Raw genomic sequence first — 20,561 nt, forward strand, 5'->3', positions numbered from 1 at the left:
CAGCGGCCGGGCACGCCCCCGATTCGTGCTCCGGGACCGGTGGTTGGCAGGATCACCGACCATGGACACGGACAGCGACGCCACACCTCCAACGACCACCGAGGGGCGTCTCGCCCTGATCGACGGCGTTCTCGCCCTGCCGTATCCCGCGGGGGAGGAGAGCGAGGACAACGGCGTGCGCAGCAGCGGGCCCGGACACCACCTGCTGATCCTGCGGGCGAGCCAGGACTTCTGGGACGACCGGTCACCCGAGCTCGTCGAACCTGCCGAGCAGGAGATCGAGGACGAGTTCAGCGTCCTGGCGACCGCGCTGAGCGGGCGGTGGGGCGAGCCGGAGACCGTCGACCTCTGGCCGTACCTGGAGGGGGACGAGGACGGCGTGCGCGCCGCCGTCCCCGAGCCGATGGGGCAGCTCTGCAATCTGGCGGGCAGCATGCAGGTCTGGCGTGTGCCCGGCGGTACGCGGTGGCTCGGCCTCTCCGTGGGGCAGGCCGATCCGGAATTCCCCATCTGGCTGCTGGCCGCCGTGGGGGAGACGTCGATCCTTCCGGGGTGAGCGACGGGCGCGCTGCGGCCCACCGCGTCAGAGCGACGGGCGCGCTGTGGCCACCGCGTCAGAGCGACGGGCGCGCTGCGGACCACCGCGTCAGAGCAGCGGCGGTTTCACGGACATCAGCAGGTGCTGGTGCGTGGCCGCCCCGGTGCCCTCCCCTCCGGTGATCATGGCGCGCTGTCCCGGCCCCATCAGCTCCATCCGGACGGTCGCGTCCTCGAAGGAGGACAGGGCGTCCATCAGATACGCGGGGTTGAAGGCCACCGTCATCTCCGTGTCGCAGGGCGAGGCCGTCGGCAGCCGTTGCGAGGCCACGTCGTCCTCGAACCCCGCCTGCAGCAGCACCGAGCCCTCCGGCCCGGCGGAGAAGGACATCTGGAGCGGGCTGCCCCCGTCCGCGACCACGGCGACCCGCTTGACGGCCTCCACCAGGCGGGCCCGGTCCAGGACCACGAGCGCGGGGTCCGTCAGCGCGAACAACTTGTCGTGGCGCGGCAGTCTGCCGTCCAGCAGACGCACCGTCGTACGCGTCCCGGCGTGCTCGAACCCGACCGACCCTCCGTCCACGGCGACATCGACCTGCCCGGACCTGCCGAGCGACCGGGCGATCTCGGCCAGCCGGCGGGCCGACACCACGACATCGGCCGTCACGTCGGGCCCCGTCGCCTTGAACGGCAGGGTGCGCACCGCGAAGCGGTACCGGTCCGTCGCCGCCAGCGTCATCGTGGAGCCGTCGAGCCCGAGGCGGATCCCGGTGAGCGTCGGCAGGGTGTCGTCGCGCCCCGAGGCCACCGCGACCTGTGCGACCGCCGAGGCGAACTCCCCGGCGTCGACCGCCCCGCGCACCTCCGGCAGGGACGGCAGGGCGGGGTAGTCGTCGAGGGGCAGGACCGAGAGGCCGAAGCGGGAGCCGTCCCCCGTGACTGTGAGGCGAGAACCCTCGACGGCGCACTCCACGGGCCCCTCGGGCAGCACCTTGCAGATGTCGAGCAGCCGCCGCCCCATGACCAGCACCTTCCCCGGGCGGACCGTGTGCGCCTCCGTCTCGACGCGTGCGGAGGCCTCGAAGTCCAGTCCGGACACGCGGAGTCGGCCGGCGTCAGCTTCGAGGAGGAGCCCGCCGAGGACGGGAACGGGGGAACGCGCGGGCAGCACCCGCGCCGCCCGGGAGACGGCATCGGTCAGTGCACCACGTTCCATGCGGAATTCCACAGCAGGGGCCCTCTCCGGCGTACGACACGGTCGAGAACCACGCTAGGCGGCACCACTGACAGGCCCCGCGGACCGACGACAGCGACCACCCCCGTGAGCCGCTGCCGCCGTGCCTTCCGGACGTCCCCCGACGTCCTCAGGCCCCCGGATCCGGGACGTCCTGACGTCCCCCGACGTCCCCCGAACGTCCCGGAACACGCTGGGGACTCTAGGTGGGCGGGACGGCGTGCGGGGAGATTCAGATCGCACTGTGTGGCCTCCGACGGGTATCAAACCGCACAGCCGGACCGGTACTCTGCACTCCGGTTTCGGGGAGGAACGGAGGACACGTGCGTGCGCGTGAACGGGCCGACGACGTACTGCTGATGTACCGGCTGGCGCGGACCGGCGGGTCGCCGGAGCTGCTGCGCCGGCTGGCCCAGCGGGCCGAGGGCTGGGCCGGGATCCTGGACGGGGGCGGCACGGTGCTCCAGGCCGTCGCCGGGAACGCCCGGTGGCCCGGACACGAGGCCGCCGGACTCGCCGCCCGGGCGGCGCGGGAACTGACGGCCCGGAGCGCCGGTTCGTACGCCCTCGACACCGACGAGTGCTCCGCGCTGCTGCTTCCCCTCGACCGGACACCCGAAACCGACGGCGCGGTCCTCGCCCTCGTCGCGCCCAAGCCGCTGCCCGGCGGACTGTCCACGCTCATGGCCGACGCGGTGATGCCGCTGGCGCTGTCCTGGGCGTCGGAGAGCGTCGAGCGCAAACGGCGGCGCGTGGACCTCGCGGAGTCCCGGGGCCGCGAGGCCGTGCTGCATCTGCTGATGACGGGCCAGCTCTCCATCGCCCACCAGGTGGCGGGCGCCCTGCGGCCCAAGCTCCCCGATCCCGTACGCGTCTGCGTCGTCGAGTGCTCCGGCGGACAGCGGGACGAGGTGGCCCGGATCTGTACGGACGTCTCCGGCGGCCGTACCTGGATCGTGCGCTGCCCGGTCTACGCCCGGCATCTGATCCTGATCGTGCCGGCGGACGAGGAAACGGAGGCGGAGGGGCCGGAGAGCGGGCGCACACTCGGTCTCGCCGTCGCCGGGCTCGTGGACGACTGCGTCGTGGGCGTCAGCGAGGAAGTGCGGCTGCCCGACACGGCGACCGCCTACCAGCAGGCCTTCCACGCCCTCGCCGTCGCCCGCGGGCTCCCCGGACGCCATGCCAGATTCGGCGCCGCCCCGGAGCCCGCGCTGGTGGCGGGCGCCGCCGGTGCGCGGTGGGCCGACGCCCTGCTCGCACCCCTCCTCGCCCATCTGCCGCGCCGCTCGCAGGACCCGGGCAGCCAGGAGCTGTCGGCGACCGTCGCGTCCTGGCTGGCCTTCTCCTCCCACGCCACACAGCACCTGAAGATCCACCGCAACACCCTGGCCGCCCGCCTCAGGCTCGTCGGTGAACTCCTCGACCTGGACCTGAACCAGGTGTCGGACCAGGCCGCCGTCGACCTGGCGCTGCGGATCAGGGCCACTCCGGCCCTGCACCCGAAGCACCGCTCCGGCCCCGAGGGGTCCGCGGCGCCCGAGGACCTCGACACCGTCCTGCGCGCCCCGGGAATACAGGACTGGGCCGCCCAGCAGCTGCGGATCCTCGCCCAGGCCGGACCCATGGCCGAGGAGACCCTGCGGACGTGGCTGCGCTGCGAGGCCCAACTGACCCCGACGGCCGCCGAACTGGGTATCTCCGTGCCCGGCGCGCGCAAACGCCTCACCCGGCTCGAGGCGTTGCTGTGCCGGTCGCTGCTCCAGACACCCAGCGCGCGGTACGACCTGTGGCTCGCGTTCCGGGCGGTCGACCTCGCGGCGTGAGCCGGGCCGTCCGCCACGTGGGGTGAGCCGGACCGTCGACCTCGCGGCGTGAGCCGGGCGGTCCGCCGCGTGGGGTGAGCCGGATCGGTCCCGTACCGCTCAGCCTGTTTTCGTGTACGTCAGGCTCTGGCCGGTGGCGGTGATCTCGCGGCGCAGGGAGCCGTCCGGCAGGAGCGTCAGGACGGTGGGCTCCCCCGGGGTGCACGACGACCGCGGTTCGCCCTCGGTGACCCGGGAGGGACCGACGCGGACGGGCCCGCCGGAGGAGGGCTCGCTCACCAGGTCGGCCTGGAACACGCAGCGGTAGGTGCCGCCGGTGTCGAGCGGGCCCTCGGCGGTGAGGGACAGGACCGTGTCTCCCACCTCGCCCTGCTGTACGACGAGTCGGCGGGCGGACGCTCCCACGCCGCCCTCGACGGTCCCGGACCAGGTGCCCAGGAAACCGGCCGGGACGGCGCCGTCGTCGGTGCCGTCCCCGCCGGTGCCGTCGGAGTCCGTCTCGTCGGAGTTCGTGCCGTCCGGGCTCCTGCCGCCCGCTGTGGAGCCGTCGGCGGAAGGGGAGACGCTGCCGGTCGGGGAAGCCGTGGGGTCGCCGTCCCCGCTCCGCATGAAGGCGTAGACCCCCCATCCCGCCCCCACCGCGACGATCAGGGCGACGGCCACCAGCAGCAGGGTGGAGCCCGCCCCGCGGCGCTCGGGTGCGGGCGGGACGAAGCCGCCCGGCGGGCCGTACGGGGGCGTGGGCCCGTACCCGTAGGCGGGGGTGGGCTGTTGCGGGTAGCCGTACGACGCCGGCCGCGGCACCGGGGCGGGCGGCCCGACCGCTGTGGGGAGCCCGTGCGTGGCGCCGGGAGGCCGTACCGGCGGCGGTGGAGCGGGCCTGGTGGGGGCGGCGGGCGGCACGGGCGCGGGCGGCACGGGCGGCGCCGCTCGCGGGCCCTGCGTGGGGCCCTCCTCCGGGTCCTCGGAGTCCAGCAGCTCCACGGCGTGCCGGCCCAGCTGGGCGATCAGCGCGCCCGGAAGCCACGGTTCCGCCGTGTCCGTGTCGCCGAGCCGCTCCAGGACGCTGTCCGTGGAGGGCCGCGCGGCCGGATCCTTCGCCAGGCAGTCCCGGATGAGCTCGACCAGGTCGACGGGTACGCCGGTGAGGTCGGGATCCTCCTGCGCGATCCGGAACATCAGCGCGTGGGCCCCGCTGTCCGCCACACCGAACGGCAGCCGTCCGGTGGCCGCGTACGCCAGCACGGAGCCGAGGCAGAACACGTCGCACGCGGGCGTCACGCGCTCGCCCCGCACCTGCTCGGGCGACATGAATCCGGGGGAGCCGATCATCGCGCCGGTGCGGGTCAGGCCGCCGTCGGTCACGGTCTCCAGGGCCCGGGCGATCCCGAAGTCGATGACCCTGGGGCCGTCGATCGTGACCAGGACGTTGGACGGCTTCAGGTCACGGTGGATCAGCCCGGCCCGGTGGATGTCCTGGAGGGCGCTCGCGAGCCCGGCGCCCAGGATGCGGACGGAGCGCTCGGGAAGCGGACCGTACGCCCCCGATTCGGCCACCGGGGCGCCCGGAAGGCCCGAGACGATGCGGTGGAGCGAGGGGCCCGCGACGTAACCGGTGGCCACCCACGGCACCGCCGCGTCCACTCCGGCGTCGAGCACCGGCGCGGTCCAGGAACCTCCGACCCGCCGGGCTGCCTGTACCTCCGCACGGAAACGGTCGCGGAAGTGCTGCAGTTCGGCGAGCTCGGGGCGGACCAGTTTGATGGCGACGGTGCGGCCCCGGTCCGAGCGGGCCAGGAACACCTGGCCCATCCCGCCGGCGCCGAGGCGCCCCAACAGGCGGTAACCGCCGATGCGTTGTGGATCGCCGGAGCCCAGCTTCTCCATGGTGCGCTTCCTCCCCCGTACGGCCGTGGCGGGCCGTGGGTCGAGAATAGCGGCGCGGGTGTCCGTGGGCCGCCCCTCAGCCCGCGGAGGATTCCCGCCGCCGGCCGGCCGGGGACGACAGGGTGTCCATGGCGTCCGAGAGCCGCTCCAGCACCTGGACGGTCCGCGCGAACTCCTCCTCGCCCAGCGCCTCGGCCAGCCGCCCCGCGAACTCCGCGTGGGCGGGGGTGATCCGGCTCACCGCCGTCCGGCCCTCCTCGGTGGGCCGGAGCAGCTTGGCCCTCCGGTGGGCCGGGTTCGGGACGTATTCGGCGAGGCCCCGCACGACCAGCAGGTCGGCGATCCGCTGCACGCTCTGCCGGGTGATCCCCATCGCGCGGGCGATGCCCGACACGGGAAGCGGCTCGGCCAGGACCGCGCCGAGGACCTGCCACCGGGCCGCCGTGAGCCCGGCGGGCCCGGCCAGCTCCTCGGCGACGGACAGGAACCGGCCGTTGAGCCGGAAGACCCCGAGCGCGGTGCGGCTGAGGAGGGAGGGGATGCCGACGTCGCTGTCGGCCGTACCGCTCATCCGTTCAGCTCCTCGTAGGCGCTCGCGTCCGAGTCGTGGAAGAGCCGGTACCAGGCGTCCAGCTTCTTCGGTCCGAACACCCCGAGCAGCTCGAAGATCTCGCGGGCGAAAGCGATCGGCTCGGTCGGCCCCGCCGTGACGAGAGCGCCGCGCGACGCCCCGGCGGGGTCCGTCACCGCGTCGGCCTCCACGTAGTGCGCGCCGCCCGCGTATCCCGTGGCGGCGAGATAGAAGGAGACGGCGCTCGTGTGGGAGCGGTCGTCGAGCAGCCCCTCGCGGGCCAGCCCCGCGGTCGCCCCGCAGATGGCCGCCACGGGCACGCCGGCGTCCAGGAAGTCCCGTGCCGCGCGGGCGAAGGGGGCGAGCGCGTCGCCGGTGTCCCAGAGCGAGGCGCCGGTGAGGATCAGCAGCTCGCTGTCGCCGGGCGCCAGGCCGGCGAGCGCCAGGTCGGGCTGGACGCGCATCCCGCCCATGGTGGTGACGGGCGCGGTGGTGAGGCCGACGGTCCGCACGGTGTGGCCGTGGTCGGTGAGCCGGGCCGTGGCGAAGCCGGGCTCCCAGTCGGCGAAAGTGTCGTAGACGGCCAGGTGGACGCTCGTGCCGGTCATGGTGACCTCCGTCGGGAGACTGGCGGGAACCTTGTGCATACGAACTCTATGACAGAAGGCTGTCATGAGGACAGTATGCTGTCAATTGATCGGCCGGTCGCGGCCGGGAACCCGACACCCTGCCGAGCCGTGCGGCCCACGCCATACACAGTGGCCATGGAGGACGCCCCGCACCGCCGCATACGCTCGCCGCATGAGCACCGATGCCCCTCGCGCCCCGTACGTCGACTCCGCAGCGGGCGCGGCCGTGAAGGCCGCCGACCGCGCGCACGTGTTCCACTCCTGGTCCGCCCAGGGCCTGATCGACCCGCTCGCCGTCGCCGGCGCCGAGGGGGCGTACTTCTGGGACTACGACGGCAACCGCTACCTGGACTTCACCAGCGGTCTCGTCTTCACCAACATCGGCTACCAGCACCCCACCGTCGTCGCGGCGATCCAGGAACAGGCGGGCAGGCTCGCCACCTTCGCCCCCGCCTTCGCCGTCGAGGCGCGTTCGGAGGCGGCACGCCTCATCGCCGAGCGCACCCCCGGCGACCTGGACAAGATCTTCTTCACCAACGGCGGTGCCGAAGCCGTCGAGAACGCCGTCCGCATGGCCCGGCTGCACACCGGGCGCCACAAGGTGTTCTCCGCCTTCCGCTCGTACCACGGAGCCACCGCCACGGCGATCAATCTCACCGGCGACCCGCGCCGCTGGGCGTCCGACACCGGTTCGGCGGGCGTCGTCCGTTTCTGGGCGCCGTTCCTCTACCGGTCCCCGTTCTACGCGCGGACCGAGGCCGAGGAGTGCGCCCGCGCGCTCCAGCACCTCGAGGACACGCTCGCCTTCGAGGGCCCGGCGACCGTCGCGGCCGTCGTCCTGGAGACGATTCCCGGCACGGCGGGCATCATGACGCCGCCGCCCGGCTATCTCGCGGGCGTCCGCGAGATCTGCGACCGGTACGGGATCGTGTTCGTGCTGGACGAGGTGATGGCCGGTTTCGGGCGCACCGGGAAGTGGTTCGCCGCGGACCACGACGGCGTCGTACCGGACCTGATCACGTTCGCGAAGGGTGTCAACTCCGGTTACGTGCCGCTCGGCGGCGTCGCGATCAGCGCCGAGATCGCCGCCACCTTCGAGACCCGGCCCTACCCCGGCGGGCTCACCTACTCCGGCCACCCGCTGGCCTGCGCCGCTGCCGTCGCGACGATCAACGTCATGGAGGACGAGAAGGTCGTCGAGAGCGCGGCACACCTCGGTGAGCACGTGCTCGGCCCCGGTCTGCGCGAGCTCGCCGAGCGCCATCCGTCCGTCGGCGAGGTGCGGGGACTGGGCGCCTTCTGGGCGCTGGAGCTGGTCCGCGACAGGGAGACCCGCGAGCCCCTGGTCCCGTACAACGCGACCGGTGAGGCCAACGCCCCGATGGCGGCCTTCGGCGCGGCCTGCAGGAAGCACGGTCTCTGGCCCTTCATCAACATGAACCGCACCCACGTCGTCCCCGCGTGCAACATCACCGAGGCCGAGGCGAAGGAGGGCCTCGCGGCCCTGGACGCGGCCCTCTCGGTCGCCGACGAGCACACGCTGTAGAGCGGACGCGTGCACGGTGTGAGCGGCCCGTACGTGGCGCCGTCCCCCGTCCGACGGTCGGTCTAAGGTGACCCAAGCCGAGAACGGGAGGGGCGCCATGGGTGCGAGCGGAGGTGTGACCCGCAGTACGCTGCGGCAGCAGATCGCCGACGCACTGCGTGACGAGGTGCTCGCCGGGCGTCTGCGGCCGCGGGTGGAGTTCACCGTCAAACAGATCGCCGAGCAGTACGGGGTGTCCGCGACGCCCGTCCGGGAAGCGCTCTTCGATCTCTCCGCGCAGGGACTGCTCGAATCCGACCAGCACCGCGGCTTCCGCGTCCGCGAGTTCTCCGTCGCCGACTACCGGGCGATGGTGGAGGCGCGCGCGCTGGTCATAGACGGGGTGTTCCGGCGGATCTTCGACGGCTCCGGTTCGGCGCCCGCCGTGATCGGCGCGCACCGGGCCGCTCTCGTCTCCGTACGCCGCCGGGGCGAGGAGGCGGCACGGGCGGCGCGCAGCGGCGACCTCGACATCCTCATCGGCTACGACCTGCGGTTCTGGCGGGAGCTCGGCGCCGTCATCGGCAACGCCTACATCAGCGACTTCCTGCAACGCCTGCGGATGCAGGCCTGGGCCTTCGCAGTCCCGTACCTGCGCGGGGACGGCGACGTGTCCGACCGGCTGTGGAACGGCCATCAGGAGCTGGTGGAGGCGATCGCCGCCGCCGACGGGCCGGCGGTACGCGCGGTGCTGGACGCCTACTACACCCACGGGCTGGACTGGGCGGACCGGCTGGCCGCCGACGACCCCCCGCACCCGGACCACAGCTGAGCGCGGTCCGCTCCGACGCGGACCGCGGCCGGCCCGCACCCTGTGCGCGGGGTCGCGGCCGCATTACGCTGTCCCGACCATCGCACGAACCCGTTGGAGAGCGAGACTTCGTGGCCTGTGACCTGTGGCTGGTCCCCCTCGTCGATGTGCTGTGCCACAGCCCCGACAATCCGTTCGCCGAAGAGATCGCCGTCTACGACAAGGCGTTGACCGAGGCGGGGCTGCCGCCCGTGCCGGTCTACGCCTACATGCCAGGACTCACCGGGGACGTCGCCCCGGTCGCGGGCTTCGACTACGACGCCCTGCACTTCCTGCGCCGCGCCTACCTGCTCCAGCTGAGCGGCCTCGCCGTCACGCCCGTGGACGAACTGGGCGGGGACTACGAGCAGTTGCTGGAGATGTTCGAGCAGAGCGCACAGGAGTCCCACCTGGTCTGGCACTACGACCACGCGGGAGCGTATGTCCCGGTGGACTTCCCCCGGCCGCTCGCCGACGACCAGCTCCTGGAGGGCGGCGGACCGCTGGGCTCCTCCCACGGGCTGCTGCGCGAGCTGGAGTTCGTGGCCCCGTCGATCGGCATCGACCCGGCCAACCCGCCGGCCGCCCCCCTTCCGCCCGCCGGTCCCACCTCACTGGAGGAGCCGGCCGCTCCGGTCCCGTACGACGAGAGCCCCTTCGCCCGGGAGCGGCACGTCTGGCTGGGCCTGCACGCGGCGGCCACCCGCAGCCTCGCGCAGGGCTCGATGATCATCTTCAGCTGACCGGCGCCGGCCGCCCTGCCCGCCTCGGCGGGGCGGCTCCGGAACCGGCGGGGTGCCCGCGGCTTCAGCGGGTGGCTCCGGCTTCAGCGGGGTGGCTCCGGCGGCCGCTGGCGCGGCATGTTCGGCCGGACCGCCGCAGGCATGGTGAGCCGGCCGGGTGGGAACCCCGGCTCGGGGCGGCCGCCGGGTCCGCCCGTCACGAGCGACTGCATGCCCATGGGCGCGGGCCCGGCCCGGAACTCCACCATCCAGTCCGCCGTCTCCATGCGGACGAGTTCGGTGATGTCCTCGGAGAACCGCCGCAGCACTCCCAGGCACCGCTCCGCGGCCTCGCTGGCGGTGCCCTCCGTCGGCCCGAGCACCTCGCGGACGCACTCGGAGGACCAGTCGAACTGGAGCACCTGCAGGCGCCGCTGCACGGCCTGTGCCGTCGCGAGGTTCCTTATCCAGCCGGAGGTCAGGCCGAAGTACCGGTCGCACGCCATGCACGCGGCGCCCAGCAGCAGCGACAGGTAGCCCCAGCCGGCCGACCCGTGCAGCTCCCCGGTCAGATCGAGCAGCGGGAGGGCCGCGCCCGCTACCACCCCGGCCGCCGTGCCGAGCCGGAGCAGCCTGGCCGTGCGCCGCTTGCGGACCCGGTCACGCAGATACCAGTCGGCGGTCTCCATGGCACCGGCCTCGACCCACCGGTAGAGCTCGTCGAGCCGCTCGGCGGGTTCACCCCAGTCGCCGAGGGGGAAGGCGCGGCCGGTCAGGTCCCGGGGGCTCGAACCGTAGCGTGAACCGGACCGTTCGGTTCCGGTGCCTGCACCGGATCCCGCGCCGGACTCCTTGCGGGGCGGCCCCTCGGGCTGCATCTCCGGCTGACTCACCGGGGCACTCCTCTGCACTCTGCGTTCGGCGCGTATCGACGCGGATCGGCACGGTTCTCGGTCACGGAGGGGGCCGGTGACCGGCATATGACCGGGGCCCCCCCGTGTAACTCTGCGTTACCTTCGCTGTGCGTATGGGTACGGATACGCATGCTCTTCCTACCGCCGAATGGTGGGCCGCGGGGTCGAAATCGCGGGATTCCCGCCTGGACACGGCCTCTGGTCAGGTATAGGAGCACGGCAGGCACTTTTCAGAACTCACCCGAAAGAGTTGGTCCCCGGCGGGTGGGGCGCGGCGTCGGGCGAGCACGTAGGCTCGGCATACCGAAACAATCCGTCGTCGAAGTGCCAGGAGTGACCGTGATTCCCGGTGGTGGCCAGCCCAACATGCAGCAGCTGCTCCAGCAGGCCCAGAAGATGCAGCAGGATCTTGCCGAGGCCCAGGAGGAGCTGGCCAGGACCGAGGTCGACGGACAGGCGGGCGGTGGTCTCGTGAAGGCCACCGTGACCGGGTCCGGCGAGCTCCGCGCCCTGGTGATCGATCCCGGAGCGGTGGACCCGGAGGACACCGAGACGCTCGCCGACCTCGTGGTCGCGGCCGTCCAGGCGGCGAACGAGAACGCCCAGCAGCTCCAGCAGCAGAAGCTGGGCCCGCTGGCCCAGGGCCTGGGCGGCATGCCGGGTCTCCCGTTCTGACCCTGTGGCCACCCACCCGTACCGGATACGGTACGAGCAGGAAGAAGGAGAGGCGTTCCGTTGTACGAAGGCGTGGTTCAGGAGCTGATCGACGAGCTGGGCAGGCTGCCGGGCGTCGGTCCCAAGAGCGCGCAGCGGATCGCCTTCCACATCCTGCAGGCCGAGCCCACCGACGTACGCCGTCTGGCCCATGCCCTCCTCGAGGTCAAGGACAAGGTCCGCTTCTGCGAGATCTGCGGCAACGTCGCGCAGCAGGAGCAGTGCGGCATCTGCCGGGACGCGCGCCGTGACCGCTCGGTCATCTGCGTGGTCGAGGAGCCCAAGGACGTCGTGGCGATCGAGCGGACCCGTGAGTTCCGGGGCCGCTACCACGTGCTCGGCGGCGCGATCAGCCCGATCGAGGGCGTCGGCCCCGACGATCTGCGCATCAGGGAGCTGCTGGCCCGGCTCGCGGACGGCTCCATCACGGAGCTGATCCTGGCGACCGACCCCAACCTGGAGGGCGAGGCCACCGCGACGTACCTCGCCCGGATGGTCAAGCCGATGGGCCTGCGGGTCACACGGCTGGCCAGCGGGCTGCCCGTGGGCGGCGACCTGGAGTACGCGGACGAGGTCACTCTCGGCCGCGCCTTCGAGGGGAGGCGGCTGCTCGATGTGTGACCCGGCATCTGACTGCGGCTTTATGCGCGGCGGCGCTATGTTCTACCCACCGTTCGCGACCGTGCCCACGGGAGGTCCCCTCGATGTCTGACGCCACGCTGAACTCCGTCACGCAGGATCCGGACGACTTCGCCGTCCAGATCGCGGACCAGATCAAGACCTTCATCGTCGCGGTCACCGAGGTGTCCAAGGCGGAGGAGCCCGAGGAGGCCGTCCCGGTCCTGCTCCTCCAGGTCTCCCAGCTCCTGCTGGCCGGCGGGAGACTCGGTGCGTACGAGGACATCCTCCCGGACGAGCGCTACGAGCCGGACCTGGGCGCCGAGCCGGACGCCGACGGGCTGCGTGAGCGCTTCGCGGAGCTCCTGGAGCCCATCGACGTCTACTCCGAGGTCTTCGACCCGTACGAGCCCCGCAAGGCGCCCGTGCCCCACCGCATCTCCGACGACCTGGCCGACCTGATCACGGACCTCGGCCACGGCCTCGCGCACTACGAGGCGGACCGCACGGCGGAGGCCATGTGGTGGTGGCAGTTCTCGTACTTCTCCAACTGGGGCTCCACCGCGTCCTCGGCCCTGCGCGCGCTCCAGTCGCTGATCGCCCACATCCGACTGAACCAGCCGCTCCAGGAGCTCGACGGCCTGGACATCGACCAGGACCCCGGTGACGGGGACCTGGCCGAGGAGGCGGGGCGTGTGATGGCCGAGGAGATCGCGGGGCCGCTGGGCCTGCGGCCGGTGCTGTAACGGTCCTCCGTGGCTTGTGCGACGGCTGGGCCTGTTGTGTCCTGGGACACAAAGAGGCGTGCGGACCGGGGCAGCGGGCAACAGCCCGGTACGAGCAGTTCGGAGCGACATGCCGTTCCAGGTGGTGGGCGGGACATCTCACCATCCGGTACCGACGGGTCGATTCCGGACTGCTCGTTAAACTGAGCCGACCGCACCATTATTGAGCGAGGAGCGCACGTGGGCCTTGTCGTGCAGAAGTACGGAGGCTCCTCCGTAGCCGATGCCGAAGGCATCAAGCGTGTCGCCAAGCGAGTCGTGGACGCCAAGAAGAACGGCAACCAGGTGGTTGTCGTGGTGTCAGCGATGGGCGACACGACGGACGAGTTGATCGATCTCGCCGAGCAGGTATCCCCGATGCCTGCCGGGCGTGAGTTCGACATGCTGCTGACCGCCGGAGAGCGGATCTCCATGGCCCTCCTGGCGATGGCGATCAAAAACCTGGGCCACGAGGCCCAGTCGTTCACGGGCAGCCAGGCCGGTGTCATCACCGACTCGGTCCACAACAAAGCGCGCATCATCGATGTCACGCCCGGCCGCATCCGGACCTCGATCGACGAGGGCAACATCGCCATCGTCGCCGGGTTCCAGGGTGTCAGCCAGGAGGGCAAGAACATCACGACCCTCGGCCGCGGTGGCTCCGACACGACCGCTGTCGCGCTGGCCGCCGCGCTGGACGCCGAGGTCTGTGAGATCTACACCGATGTGGACGGTGTCTTCACCGCCGACCCCCGGGTCGTGAAGAAGGCCCGGAAGATCGACTGGATCTCCTTCGAGGACATGCTGGAGCTGGCGGCCTCCGGCTCCAAGGTGCTGCTGCACCGCTGCGTCGAGTACGCACGCCGTTACAACATCCCGATCCACGTCCGCTCGTCCTTCTCCGGACTGCGCGGCACCTGGGTCAGCAACGAGCCGCAAGGGGACCAGCAGGTGGAGCACGCCATCATCTCCGGAGTCGCCCACGACGTCTCCGAGGCCAAGGTCACGGTCGTCGGGGTTCCCGACAAGCCGGGTGAGGCCGCAGCGATCTTCCGCGCCATCGCGGACGCGGAGATCAACATGGACATGGTGGTGCAGAACGTCTCCGCCGCCTCGACCGGGCTCACGGACATCACGTTCACCCTGCCCAAGGCCGAGGGCCGCAAGGCCATCGACGCCCTGGAGCGCAACCGCGCCGGCATAGGCTTCGAGTCGCTGCGCTACGACGACCAGATCGCCAAGATCTCCCTCGTCGGCGCGGGTATGAAGACCAACCCCGGTGTCACCGCGGGCTTCTTCGAGGCGCTGTCCGACGTCGGTGTGAACATCGAGCTGATCTCGACGTCCGAGATCCGCATCTCGGTGGTCACCCGTGTCGACGACGTCAACGAGGCCGTGCGCGCCGTGCACACCGCGTTCGGACTCGACAGCGACTCCGACGAGGCCGTCGTCTACGGGGGCACCGGCCGATGACAGGACGCCGCCCTTCGCTCGCGGTCGTCGGCGCGACCGGTGCGATCGGCGGCGTCATGCTCCAGATCCTCTCGCAGCACGAGGACGTCTGGGGCGAGGTCAGACTGGTCGCCTCCCCGCGTGCGGCCGGCACCAAGCTGGTCGTGCGCGGTGAGGAGACCGAGGTCCTCGCGCTCGCCGAGGACGTGTTCGACGGCGTGGACGTCGCCCTGTTCCTGGTGCCGGACGAGGTGTCCGCGCGGTGGGGGCCGGTCGCCGCCGCCAAGGGCGCGGTGGTCGTGGACGACTCGGCCGCCTTCCGCCTGGACGACGACGTTCCCCTCGTCGTACCCGAGATCAACCCCCATGCCGTGCGGATGCGACCGCGCGGCATCGTCGCGTCGCCGAACTGCACGACGCTGTCGCTGATCGTCGCGGTCGGCGCACTGCACGCCGAATTCGGGCTGCGCGAGCTGATCGTCTCCTCCTACCAGGCGGTGAGCGGCGCGGGCCGGGACGGAGTCGCGGCGCTCCGCGAGCAGCTGGCCCTGGTGGCGGGTACGGAGCTGGGCACCCGCCCCGGCGACGTACGGCGGGCCCTGGGCGACGGCGAGAAGAGCCCCTTCGCGGCCCCGGTGGCGCTGAACGTGGTGCCCTGGGCCGGGACCGACGCCGGGGACGGCTGGTCGTCCGAGGAGCTGGCGATCCGCGGGGAGTGCCGGAAGGTCCTGGGTCTGCCGGACCTGAAGGTCACGGCGACCTGCGTGTACGTGCCCGTCGTCGCGACGCACTCCATGTCCGTGCACGCCCGCTTCGAGAACGAGGTGTCGGTGGCGCGGGCGCACGAGGTCCTGGCGACCGCGCCCGGGGTGGTGCTCTTCGACAGCCCGGCGGCCGGTGACTTCCCCACGCCGTCCGATGTCGTGGGCACCGACCCGACCTGGGTGGGCCGGGTGCGGCAGTCGATGGACGATCCGCACGCCGTCGAGATGTTCGTCTGCGGCGACAATCTCCGAAAAGGCGCGGCTCTCAACGTGGCCCAGATCGCCGAATCGGTGGCCGGCGAATTTTCTCGTACCTGATCGAACCTGTTTTGTAGGATCTGTGAGCGCCCTGTGGGTAACTTGCTGGTCTGAACCTCTTGAGCTGGGGCGTTGTCATATCCGACGATGATCTCCTCGCCCTCCGCAACCGCCAGGCGGGCGCTGCGCGTCTCTGTCGTCACTTCTTGCGTGGCTGGATGCGTTTTCGGGGCATTTGGGGAAGAGCAGGTACGAATGAGGGCATGTCGCACAGCATCGAACGCGGTGCCGTACGCGTACAACCCTGACGGGGGGAAGCGTGTCCAACTGGCGTGGCAGAGGTTCTCGACATCACAGTGGTGGGCCCGTTGCGAGGCGCTTCGGTGCGTCCGCTCCGGAGGCCCCGCGCGGCCGGCGGTATGCCGGTGATCGCGCCCATGCCCGCCGCGCGCTCCACCCGGCTGCCTTCGCAGCGCGAGGGCGCTGAGGAGACGGTGGCGGCAGGAACGACGGTCGACCATCTCACCGAGACCTATCGCGCGCACTACCGCTCGCTGCTGGGCCTCGCGGCGCTCCTGCTGGACGACACCGCGTCGTGCGAGGACGTCGTGCAGGAGGCGTTCATCCGGGTGCACTCGGCACGGAACCGGGTGCGCGATCCGGAGAAGACGCTGGCGTACCTGCGTCAGACGGTGGTCAACCTGTCGCGCTCCGCGCTGCGTCGGCGCATCCTCGGGCTGAAGCTGCTCTCCAAGCCGATGCCCGACATGGCGAGCGCGGAGGAGGGCGCGTACGACCAGCTGGAGCGGGACGCGCTGATCAAGGCCATGAAGGGACTGCAGCGCCGTCAGCGCGAGGTGCTGGTGCTGCGCTACTTCTCGGACATGACGGAGGCCCAGGTCGCCGAGACGCTGGGGATATCGCTCGGTTCGGTGAAGGCGTACGGTTCCCGGGGCATTGCGGCACTGCGCGTGGTGATGGAGGCGCAGGCATGAGCAGGCCCGAGCACAGGCACGACGATGACCGGACTGGAAACGGAATTGTGAACCACGGGCCGGAAAGCATCCCGAACACCGATCCGGAGCAGGACGGTGAACGGACGCAGGACGCGGTCGACGGCGCGGAAGCCGCCTCAGGGACCGCCACCCCGGAAGCGCAAGCGGAAGCGGACGGCCGTGGCTCGGACGGTCGCGGCGTGGACGGTCACGGAGACGCGGGCGGTCATGGCGCGGACGGTCGCGGAGGCGCGGACGGTCACGGCTCGGACGCTCGTGACGCGGATGGCCGTGACGCGGGTGGCCGTGACGCCGGAGCCGGCCAGGGCGGCACGCTGACCGAACTCTTCGGCGGCGGGGGCGGCCAGGGCGGCGGTGCGTCCGGTGGCGGCTTCGGCGGCCTGGCCGGAGGTGCCGAGGGCGAGGGCATGGACGAGGTCGCGCTGCGCCGCATGCTGCGGGGCGCCGTCCAGGACCTGGAGCCCTCCGACGGCACCCTCGACCATCTGCACCGCGCGGTGCCCGCCCGGCGCGCCAGGCGGCGGCAGGGCGTGGTGGGCGCCGCGGCAGCGGCGCTGCTGATCGGGACAGCGGTTCCCGCGTTCGTCCACGTGGCGAATTCGGAGGGCTCGGCCACCGCCAGCCCCGCCATCGCCGGCCACGGCGAGCAGGCGCAGGGAGGCAGCGGCGAGGACGCGGGCGCCGAGGCCGACGGCGGAAGGACGGCGGGCCCCGAGAACCGCCGGAGCGAGGGCGCCGAGGGCGAGTCGGGTAACTCCGCGGCCCCGTCGCGGGGATCGGACCCGGGCGCGGAGAGCAGCGGGGCCGGGGGCCTGGACGACCCCCCGGGTTCCGATGTGGCAGCGGCCACGACCTGTTCCCCCGACCAGCTCGGTGTGGCTTCCGCCGACGCGGGCGCGGCCCGCGCGGACGGCACGGTGTACGGGTCCTTCAGGATCGCGAACGTCTCCGGCGACGCCTGCTCGGTGACCACCAACGGCACCGTCGGCTTCCAGGCGGTGGGCGCCGCCGACCCGTTGAAGATCACCGTGGTCCAGCACACCGCGGGCGACCCGGCGGCCGGGCTGCCCGATCCCTCGCTGGAGCCGGGGGCCGTACTCCTGAAGCCGGCGATGACGTACGAGGTGCGCTTCGCGTGGGTGCCGTCGGACACCTGCCCGACCACCGGTGGTTCGCCCAGCCCGACGCCCACGGACGGCGGCGGGGGCGGCGGCGAGGGCACGACGGGGAGCGACACCGGTACGACGGACGCGGCGGCGCAGTTCGGCAGCGCGGACGAGGGACCGGCGGACGGCAGCATCGCGGTCACCCACACCCCGGAGGCGGGAGCGCCGACGGCGGAGACCACGATCGCCAACGCGTGCGCCGGCACGATCTACCGCACGGGCGTACTGGACGCCTCCTAGGGACCCTTGCTCGGACCCGCCGGGAACTCTCGGGTTCCGGCGGGGCCCTGTCCACCGCTGTCGCCGAAGCCGCCGCGTCGGTCCTGTCGTTCCCGCCTGTCGCGGTCGTTCCCGCCTGCCGCGGGAGCCCGTCAGTCGGCGTCGGCCGCGAGCCCCAGCTCGATGTCGCGCGCGGCCTCCGCCTCGCTGCGCATCAGCCGGAACCACATGAAGAGCACGAAGCCGGCGAAGACGAACCACTCGCCGGTGTAGCCGAGGTTCTGGAAGGCCTTCAGATCGAGCCCGCTGCCCTGCGCCGCCGCCGCGGGGACGGGCTTCATACCGCCGTCGCCCGCGCCACCCGCCTCCGGCCCGGGCAGCGTCACCCACGCGTCGTAGACGTCGTACGGCACGAGGTTCACGAGGGACGCCGCGCTGATCATGCCGAGCTGGCCCTCGGGGAGACCGCCGCTGAGGTCGACACCTGTGGTGCCGCTGTTCTCGGAGGCCTGCAGATCGCCCGTCACCGTGACCTCACCGGCCGGCGCCTCGGGCACCTCCGTGCTGCCGGGGCTTCCCGCCAGCCAGCCCCGTACGACGGGCAGCGCCTTGCCGCTGTCGGTGCGCAGCAGATCCAGCACGTAGAAACCGTCACGGTCGTCCAGCTTGCGGCCGGGGACCAGGAACTGATCGGCGTACGTCCCCTTCGCCACAGCGGGGCGGCCGGACGTGTCCGTGCTGACGGGGAGCAGCTCGTCGAGCGGCGCCGGGGAGCGGGTGCCCGGATCGGGGCGCTCCTCGGCCTCCTCGTGAGACTGCACACGGTCCTCGAAACGGCCGAGCTGCCATGTGCCCATGAAGACGCAGAAGGGGATGGCCAGCACGACGAGGAGGTTGATCCCCCACCACCGCGGGGTCAGCAGGAACCGGTACACCCCTCCAAGGTACGGTCCCCGCTCCGGGCCCCCGGAGCGGGGGTGCACCATTTATCCGGACCTTACGCGTCCGGCTTCCCTCCCGCCTGTCCCTGCCCGAGGTGGCGGAGGGCGAAGTCCAGCTCCAGCCGTACCTGCTTGATCCGCTCCTCCACGACGAGCGAGCCGTGCCCCGCGTCGTAGCGGTACACCTCGTGGACCGCGCCGCGGGCCGCGAGGCGGTCCACGTAGTTCTCCACCTGGCGGATCGGGCAGCGCGGGTCGTTGACGCCGGCCGAGATGTAGACCGGGGCACGCACGGCGTCCACGTAGGTCAGCGGGGACGAGGCCTCGAAGCGCTCCGGCACCTCCTCCGGGGTGCCGCCCAGCAGGGTGCGGTCCATCGCCTTCAGCGCCTCCATCTCGTCGTGATAGGCGGTGACGTAGTCGGCGACCGGGACGGCGGCCAGCCCGAGGGCCCAGGCATCCGGCTGCGTGCCCAGCCCGAGCAGCGTCAGATAGCCGCCCCACGACCCACCGGCCAGCACCAGCCGCTCCGGATCCGCGAGCCCCGACTTCACCGCCCAGGCCCGGACGGCCTCGACGTCCTCCAGCTCGATCAGCCCGACCCGGTGCTTGAGCGCGTCCGTCCACGCGCGTCCGTACCCCGTCGACCCGCGGTAGTTGACCCGCACCACCGCGAAGCCGTGGTCCACCCACGCGGCGGGGCCCGACGCGAAGGCGTCGCTGTCGTGCCAGGTGGGCCCGCCGTGTATCTCGAAGACCGTGGGGAACGGCCCGTCGCCGGCCGGGGTCTGCACCAGGGCGTGGATGCGCCCCCCGGGGCCGTCCACCCAGGCGTCCCGCACCGGCACCGAGGCCGGGGCCTTCGCGCCCGGCGGGTCGAGGACGACCGAGCCCGTCGTGGACCGCACCGCGGGCGGCTGCGCGGCCGACGACCACAGGTACTCCACCGTGCCGTCCGGACGGGCCGTGGCGCCCGACACCGTCCCCGCGGGTGTCTCGACCCGCACCGGCCCGGCGGCGCCCGGCTCGAACCGCCACAGCTCGCTGCGGGCCTCGAAGCTGTGCTCGATCAGCAGCGCGGATCCGTCCGGATACCACTCGGCGCCCGCGTCACCGGGCAGGTCGACCGGCAGGTCCGTCTGCGTGCCCGCGACAGGGTCCCAGATCATCGGTTCCCACCGCCCACGCCGCTGGTGCCCGACCAGCAGCCGGGTGTCACCCGCCACGGGGGCGAAGCCGAGCACCGACAGCCCGAGCTCCTTCGTGCCGCCCTCGGTGTCGTCCAGCTCCGCGACCGTCGAACCGTCGGGTCGCACCACCCGCAGCGCCGAGTGCATCGCGTCGCCGTGCTCCGTGTGCTCCAGGGCAATCAGTGTCCCGTCGTGGGAGAGGTCACCGACCCCCGCGGACTCCCGGTGCCGGTAGATCTCGACCGGCTCCGCCCCTGCGCGCACGAGATGAACCGTCGTCCCCTCCTCGTCGGTCGAGCGGCCGACCACCGCCGTACCGTCGCGGCCGATCGCGAGCCCGGCCGGGTAGGAGGGTGCGAGGCCGGGCGTGGCCTCCTCGTCCGCGCCGCCGTCGAAGGGCTGCCGCATCCACACCCCGAACTCGTCGCCGTCGGTGTCGGCGAACCACCAGACGGCCCGGCCGTCCGGCGTCAGCACACCGTCGGTCGTCCCGTTGGGCCGGTCGGTGACCTGGCGCTGCTTACCGGTCGCCCGGTCCCATGCGTACAGCTCGTACGTGCCGGTGGCGTTCGAGACGAAGAGCGCGCGGTCGGGGGCGTCCTCGGCCCAGTCGGGCAGGGACACCCGCGCGGCGCGGAACCGCTGCTCCCACTGCGGCGGCTCCTGCTCCCGCTCCGGTACGGACGCGTCGTTCTGTGTGTCGCTCATGACCCCATCCAACCCGATGTGACCACGAAGCCGGGCGGCCTGTGGATAACCGCTCG

General features: G+C 72.4%; 19 protein-coding genes. 12 read left to right on the forward strand and 7 right to left on the reverse strand.

What is annotated here, in order from left to right:
- Window positions 1-61 precede the first annotated feature (61 nt).
- A complete protein-coding gene (locus tag ACIP63_RS29020) occupies window positions 62-556 on the forward strand; it encodes a hypothetical protein (RefSeq protein ID WP_401521383.1) in 495 nt (164 codons plus the stop codon).
- Window positions 557-646: 90 nt separating this feature from the next.
- On the opposite strand, the gene dnaN is transcribed toward ACIP63_RS29020, so the two are convergent.
- A complete protein-coding gene (dnaN, locus tag ACIP63_RS29025) occupies window positions 647-1,765 on the reverse strand; it encodes a DNA polymerase III subunit beta (RefSeq protein WP_401521386.1) in 1,119 nt (372 codons plus the stop codon).
- 365 nt (window positions 1,766-2,130) lie between these two features.
- Here dnaN and ACIP63_RS29030 point away from each other — a divergent pair, with 365 nt between their 5' ends.
- Window positions 2,131-3,597 (forward strand): helix-turn-helix domain-containing protein, encoded by a 1,467-nt coding sequence (locus tag ACIP63_RS29030; protein WP_401521654.1) that lies wholly within the window; start codon window positions 2,131-2,133, stop codon window positions 3,595-3,597.
- A gap of 99 nt (window positions 3,598-3,696) precedes the next feature.
- Here the strand turns inward: ACIP63_RS29030 and ACIP63_RS29035 are convergent, their stop codons facing one another.
- The 3 genes from ACIP63_RS29035 to ACIP63_RS29045 all read right to left on the reverse strand — a co-directional run bounded on the left by ACIP63_RS29035 (window position 3,697) and on the right by ACIP63_RS29045 (window position 6,663).
- On the reverse strand, window positions 3,697-5,484 hold the full coding sequence (locus ACIP63_RS29035; protein ID WP_401521388.1) for a serine/threonine-protein kinase: 1,788 nt from the start codon (window positions 5,482-5,484) through the stop codon (window positions 3,697-3,699).
- Window positions 5,485-5,560: 76 nt separating this feature from the next.
- The gene (locus tag ACIP63_RS29040) at window positions 5,561-6,055 is read right to left on the reverse strand and encodes a MarR family winged helix-turn-helix transcriptional regulator (protein ID WP_401521391.1); all 495 of its coding nucleotides are present in this window, start codon (window positions 6,053-6,055) and stop codon (window positions 5,561-5,563) included.
- Window positions 6,052-6,663: a DJ-1/PfpI family protein gene (locus tag ACIP63_RS29045; protein WP_401521393.1), complete on the reverse strand. Its 612-nt coding sequence runs from the start codon at window positions 6,661-6,663 to the stop codon at window positions 6,052-6,054. The genes ACIP63_RS29040 and ACIP63_RS29045 overlap by 4 nt, the downstream gene beginning before the upstream one ends.
- Before the next feature lie 193 nt (window positions 6,664-6,856).
- On the opposite strand from ACIP63_RS29045, the gene ACIP63_RS29050 reads away from it, so the two are divergent.
- From ACIP63_RS29050 to ACIP63_RS29060, 3 genes are all read left to right on the forward strand, one after another.
- Window positions 6,857-8,230, forward strand: coding sequence for an aspartate aminotransferase family protein (locus ACIP63_RS29050; protein ID WP_401521394.1), 1,374 nt, complete (start codon window positions 6,857-6,859; stop codon window positions 8,228-8,230).
- 97 nt (window positions 8,231-8,327) lie between these two features.
- Window positions 8,328-9,041, forward strand: a complete 714-nt coding sequence (locus ACIP63_RS29055; protein WP_401521397.1) for a GntR family transcriptional regulator — start codon at window positions 8,328-8,330, stop codon at window positions 9,039-9,041.
- A gap of 110 nt (window positions 9,042-9,151) precedes the next feature.
- The gene (locus ACIP63_RS29060; RefSeq protein WP_401521399.1) at window positions 9,152-9,802 is read left to right on the forward strand and encodes a hypothetical protein; all 651 of its coding nucleotides are present in this window, start codon (window positions 9,152-9,154) and stop codon (window positions 9,800-9,802) included.
- Between the two features lie 83 nt (window positions 9,803-9,885).
- Here ACIP63_RS29060 and ACIP63_RS29065 read toward each other — a convergent pair whose 3' ends face one another.
- Window positions 9,886-10,674, reverse strand: coding sequence for an SLATT domain-containing protein (locus ACIP63_RS29065; RefSeq protein ID WP_401521402.1), 789 nt, complete (start codon window positions 10,672-10,674; stop codon window positions 9,886-9,888).
- Window positions 10,675-11,034: 360 nt separating this feature from the next.
- Between ACIP63_RS29065 and ACIP63_RS29070 the strand changes: the two genes are divergently transcribed.
- The 7 genes from ACIP63_RS29070 to ACIP63_RS29100 all read left to right on the forward strand — a co-directional run bounded on the left by ACIP63_RS29070 (window position 11,035) and on the right by ACIP63_RS29100 (window position 17,687).
- Complete coding sequence (locus ACIP63_RS29070) at window positions 11,035-11,370, forward strand: YbaB/EbfC family nucleoid-associated protein (RefSeq protein ID WP_356713924.1); 336 nt, start codon at window positions 11,035-11,037, stop codon at window positions 11,368-11,370.
- A gap of 60 nt (window positions 11,371-11,430) precedes the next feature.
- The gene (gene recR / locus ACIP63_RS29075; protein ID WP_099173476.1) at window positions 11,431-12,030 is read left to right on the forward strand and encodes a recombination mediator RecR; all 600 of its coding nucleotides are present in this window, start codon (window positions 11,431-11,433) and stop codon (window positions 12,028-12,030) included.
- Between the two features lie 83 nt (window positions 12,031-12,113).
- Window positions 12,114-12,773, forward strand: coding sequence for a DUF5063 domain-containing protein (locus ACIP63_RS29080; RefSeq protein ID WP_401521406.1), 660 nt, complete (start codon window positions 12,114-12,116; stop codon window positions 12,771-12,773).
- A 219-nt stretch (window positions 12,774-12,992) separates the two neighbouring features.
- On the forward strand, window positions 12,993-14,264 hold the full coding sequence (locus ACIP63_RS29085; RefSeq protein WP_307126276.1) for an aspartate kinase: 1,272 nt from the start codon (window positions 12,993-12,995) through the stop codon (window positions 14,262-14,264).
- A complete protein-coding gene (locus ACIP63_RS29090) occupies window positions 14,261-15,325 on the forward strand; it encodes an aspartate-semialdehyde dehydrogenase (protein WP_401521408.1) in 1,065 nt (354 codons plus the stop codon). Before ACIP63_RS29085 ends, ACIP63_RS29090 begins: the two co-directional genes overlap by 4 nt.
- Window positions 15,326-15,684: 359 nt before the next feature.
- On the forward strand, window positions 15,685-16,260 hold the full coding sequence (locus ACIP63_RS29095; RefSeq protein ID WP_099173480.1) for a SigE family RNA polymerase sigma factor: 576 nt from the start codon (window positions 15,685-15,687) through the stop codon (window positions 16,258-16,260).
- Window positions 16,257-17,687 carry a hypothetical protein gene (locus tag ACIP63_RS29100; protein ID WP_401521411.1) on the forward strand — a complete coding sequence of 477 codons (1,431 nt, stop codon included), beginning with the start codon at window positions 16,257-16,259 and terminating at the stop codon, window positions 17,685-17,687. The genes ACIP63_RS29095 and ACIP63_RS29100 overlap by 4 nt, the downstream gene beginning before the upstream one ends.
- A 131-nt stretch (window positions 17,688-17,818) precedes the next feature.
- On the opposite strand, the gene ACIP63_RS29105 is transcribed toward ACIP63_RS29100, so the two are convergent.
- Window positions 17,819-18,601 carry an SURF1 family protein gene (locus tag ACIP63_RS29105; RefSeq protein ID WP_401521413.1) on the reverse strand — a complete coding sequence of 261 codons (783 nt, stop codon included), beginning with the start codon at window positions 18,599-18,601 and terminating at the stop codon, window positions 17,819-17,821.
- A 62-nt stretch (window positions 18,602-18,663) separates the two neighbouring features.
- Window positions 18,664-20,505 carry a S9 family peptidase gene (locus tag ACIP63_RS29110; RefSeq protein WP_401521415.1) on the reverse strand — a complete coding sequence of 614 codons (1,842 nt, stop codon included), beginning with the start codon at window positions 20,503-20,505 and terminating at the stop codon, window positions 18,664-18,666.
- Window positions 20,506-20,561: the final 56 nt, after the last annotated feature.

This window comes from Streptomyces sp. NPDC088746, assembly GCF_044751065.1.
Lineage (GTDB): Bacteria > Actinomycetota > Actinomycetes > Streptomycetales > Streptomycetaceae > Streptomyces.

Coding starts and splice junctions, on each gene's coding strand:
- ACIP63_RS29020 (WP_401521383.1), top strand. CDS start 62: ATGGACACGGACAGCGACGCCACACCTCCAACGACCACCGAGGGGCGT.
- ACIP63_RS29030 (WP_401521654.1), top strand. CDS start 2,131: ATGTACCGGCTGGCGCGGACCGGCGGGTCGCCGGAGCTGCTGCGCCGG.
- ACIP63_RS29035 (WP_401521388.1), bottom strand. CDS start 5,484: ATGGAGAAGCTGGGCTCCGGCGATCCACAACGCATCGGCGGTTACCGC.
- ACIP63_RS29040 (WP_401521391.1), bottom strand. CDS start 6,055: ATGAGCGGTACGGCCGACAGCGACGTCGGCATCCCCTCCCTCCTCAGC.
- ACIP63_RS29045 (WP_401521393.1), bottom strand. CDS start 6,663: ATGACCGGCACGAGCGTCCACCTGGCCGTCTACGACACTTTCGCCGAC.
- ACIP63_RS29050 (WP_401521394.1), top strand. CDS start 6,857: ATGAGCACCGATGCCCCTCGCGCCCCGTACGTCGACTCCGCAGCGGGC.
- ACIP63_RS29055 (WP_401521397.1), top strand. CDS start 8,328: ATGGGTGCGAGCGGAGGTGTGACCCGCAGTACGCTGCGGCAGCAGATC.
- ACIP63_RS29080 (WP_401521406.1), top strand. CDS start 12,114: ATGTCTGACGCCACGCTGAACTCCGTCACGCAGGATCCGGACGACTTC.
- ACIP63_RS29090 (WP_401521408.1), top strand. CDS start 14,261: ATGACAGGACGCCGCCCTTCGCTCGCGGTCGTCGGCGCGACCGGTGCG.
- ACIP63_RS29095 (WP_099173480.1), top strand. CDS start 15,685: ATGCCGGTGATCGCGCCCATGCCCGCCGCGCGCTCCACCCGGCTGCCT.
- ACIP63_RS29100 (WP_401521411.1), top strand. CDS start 16,257: ATGAGCAGGCCCGAGCACAGGCACGACGATGACCGGACTGGAAACGGA.
- ACIP63_RS29110 (WP_401521415.1), bottom strand. CDS start 20,505: ATGAGCGACACACAGAACGACGCGTCCGTACCGGAGCGGGAGCAGGAG.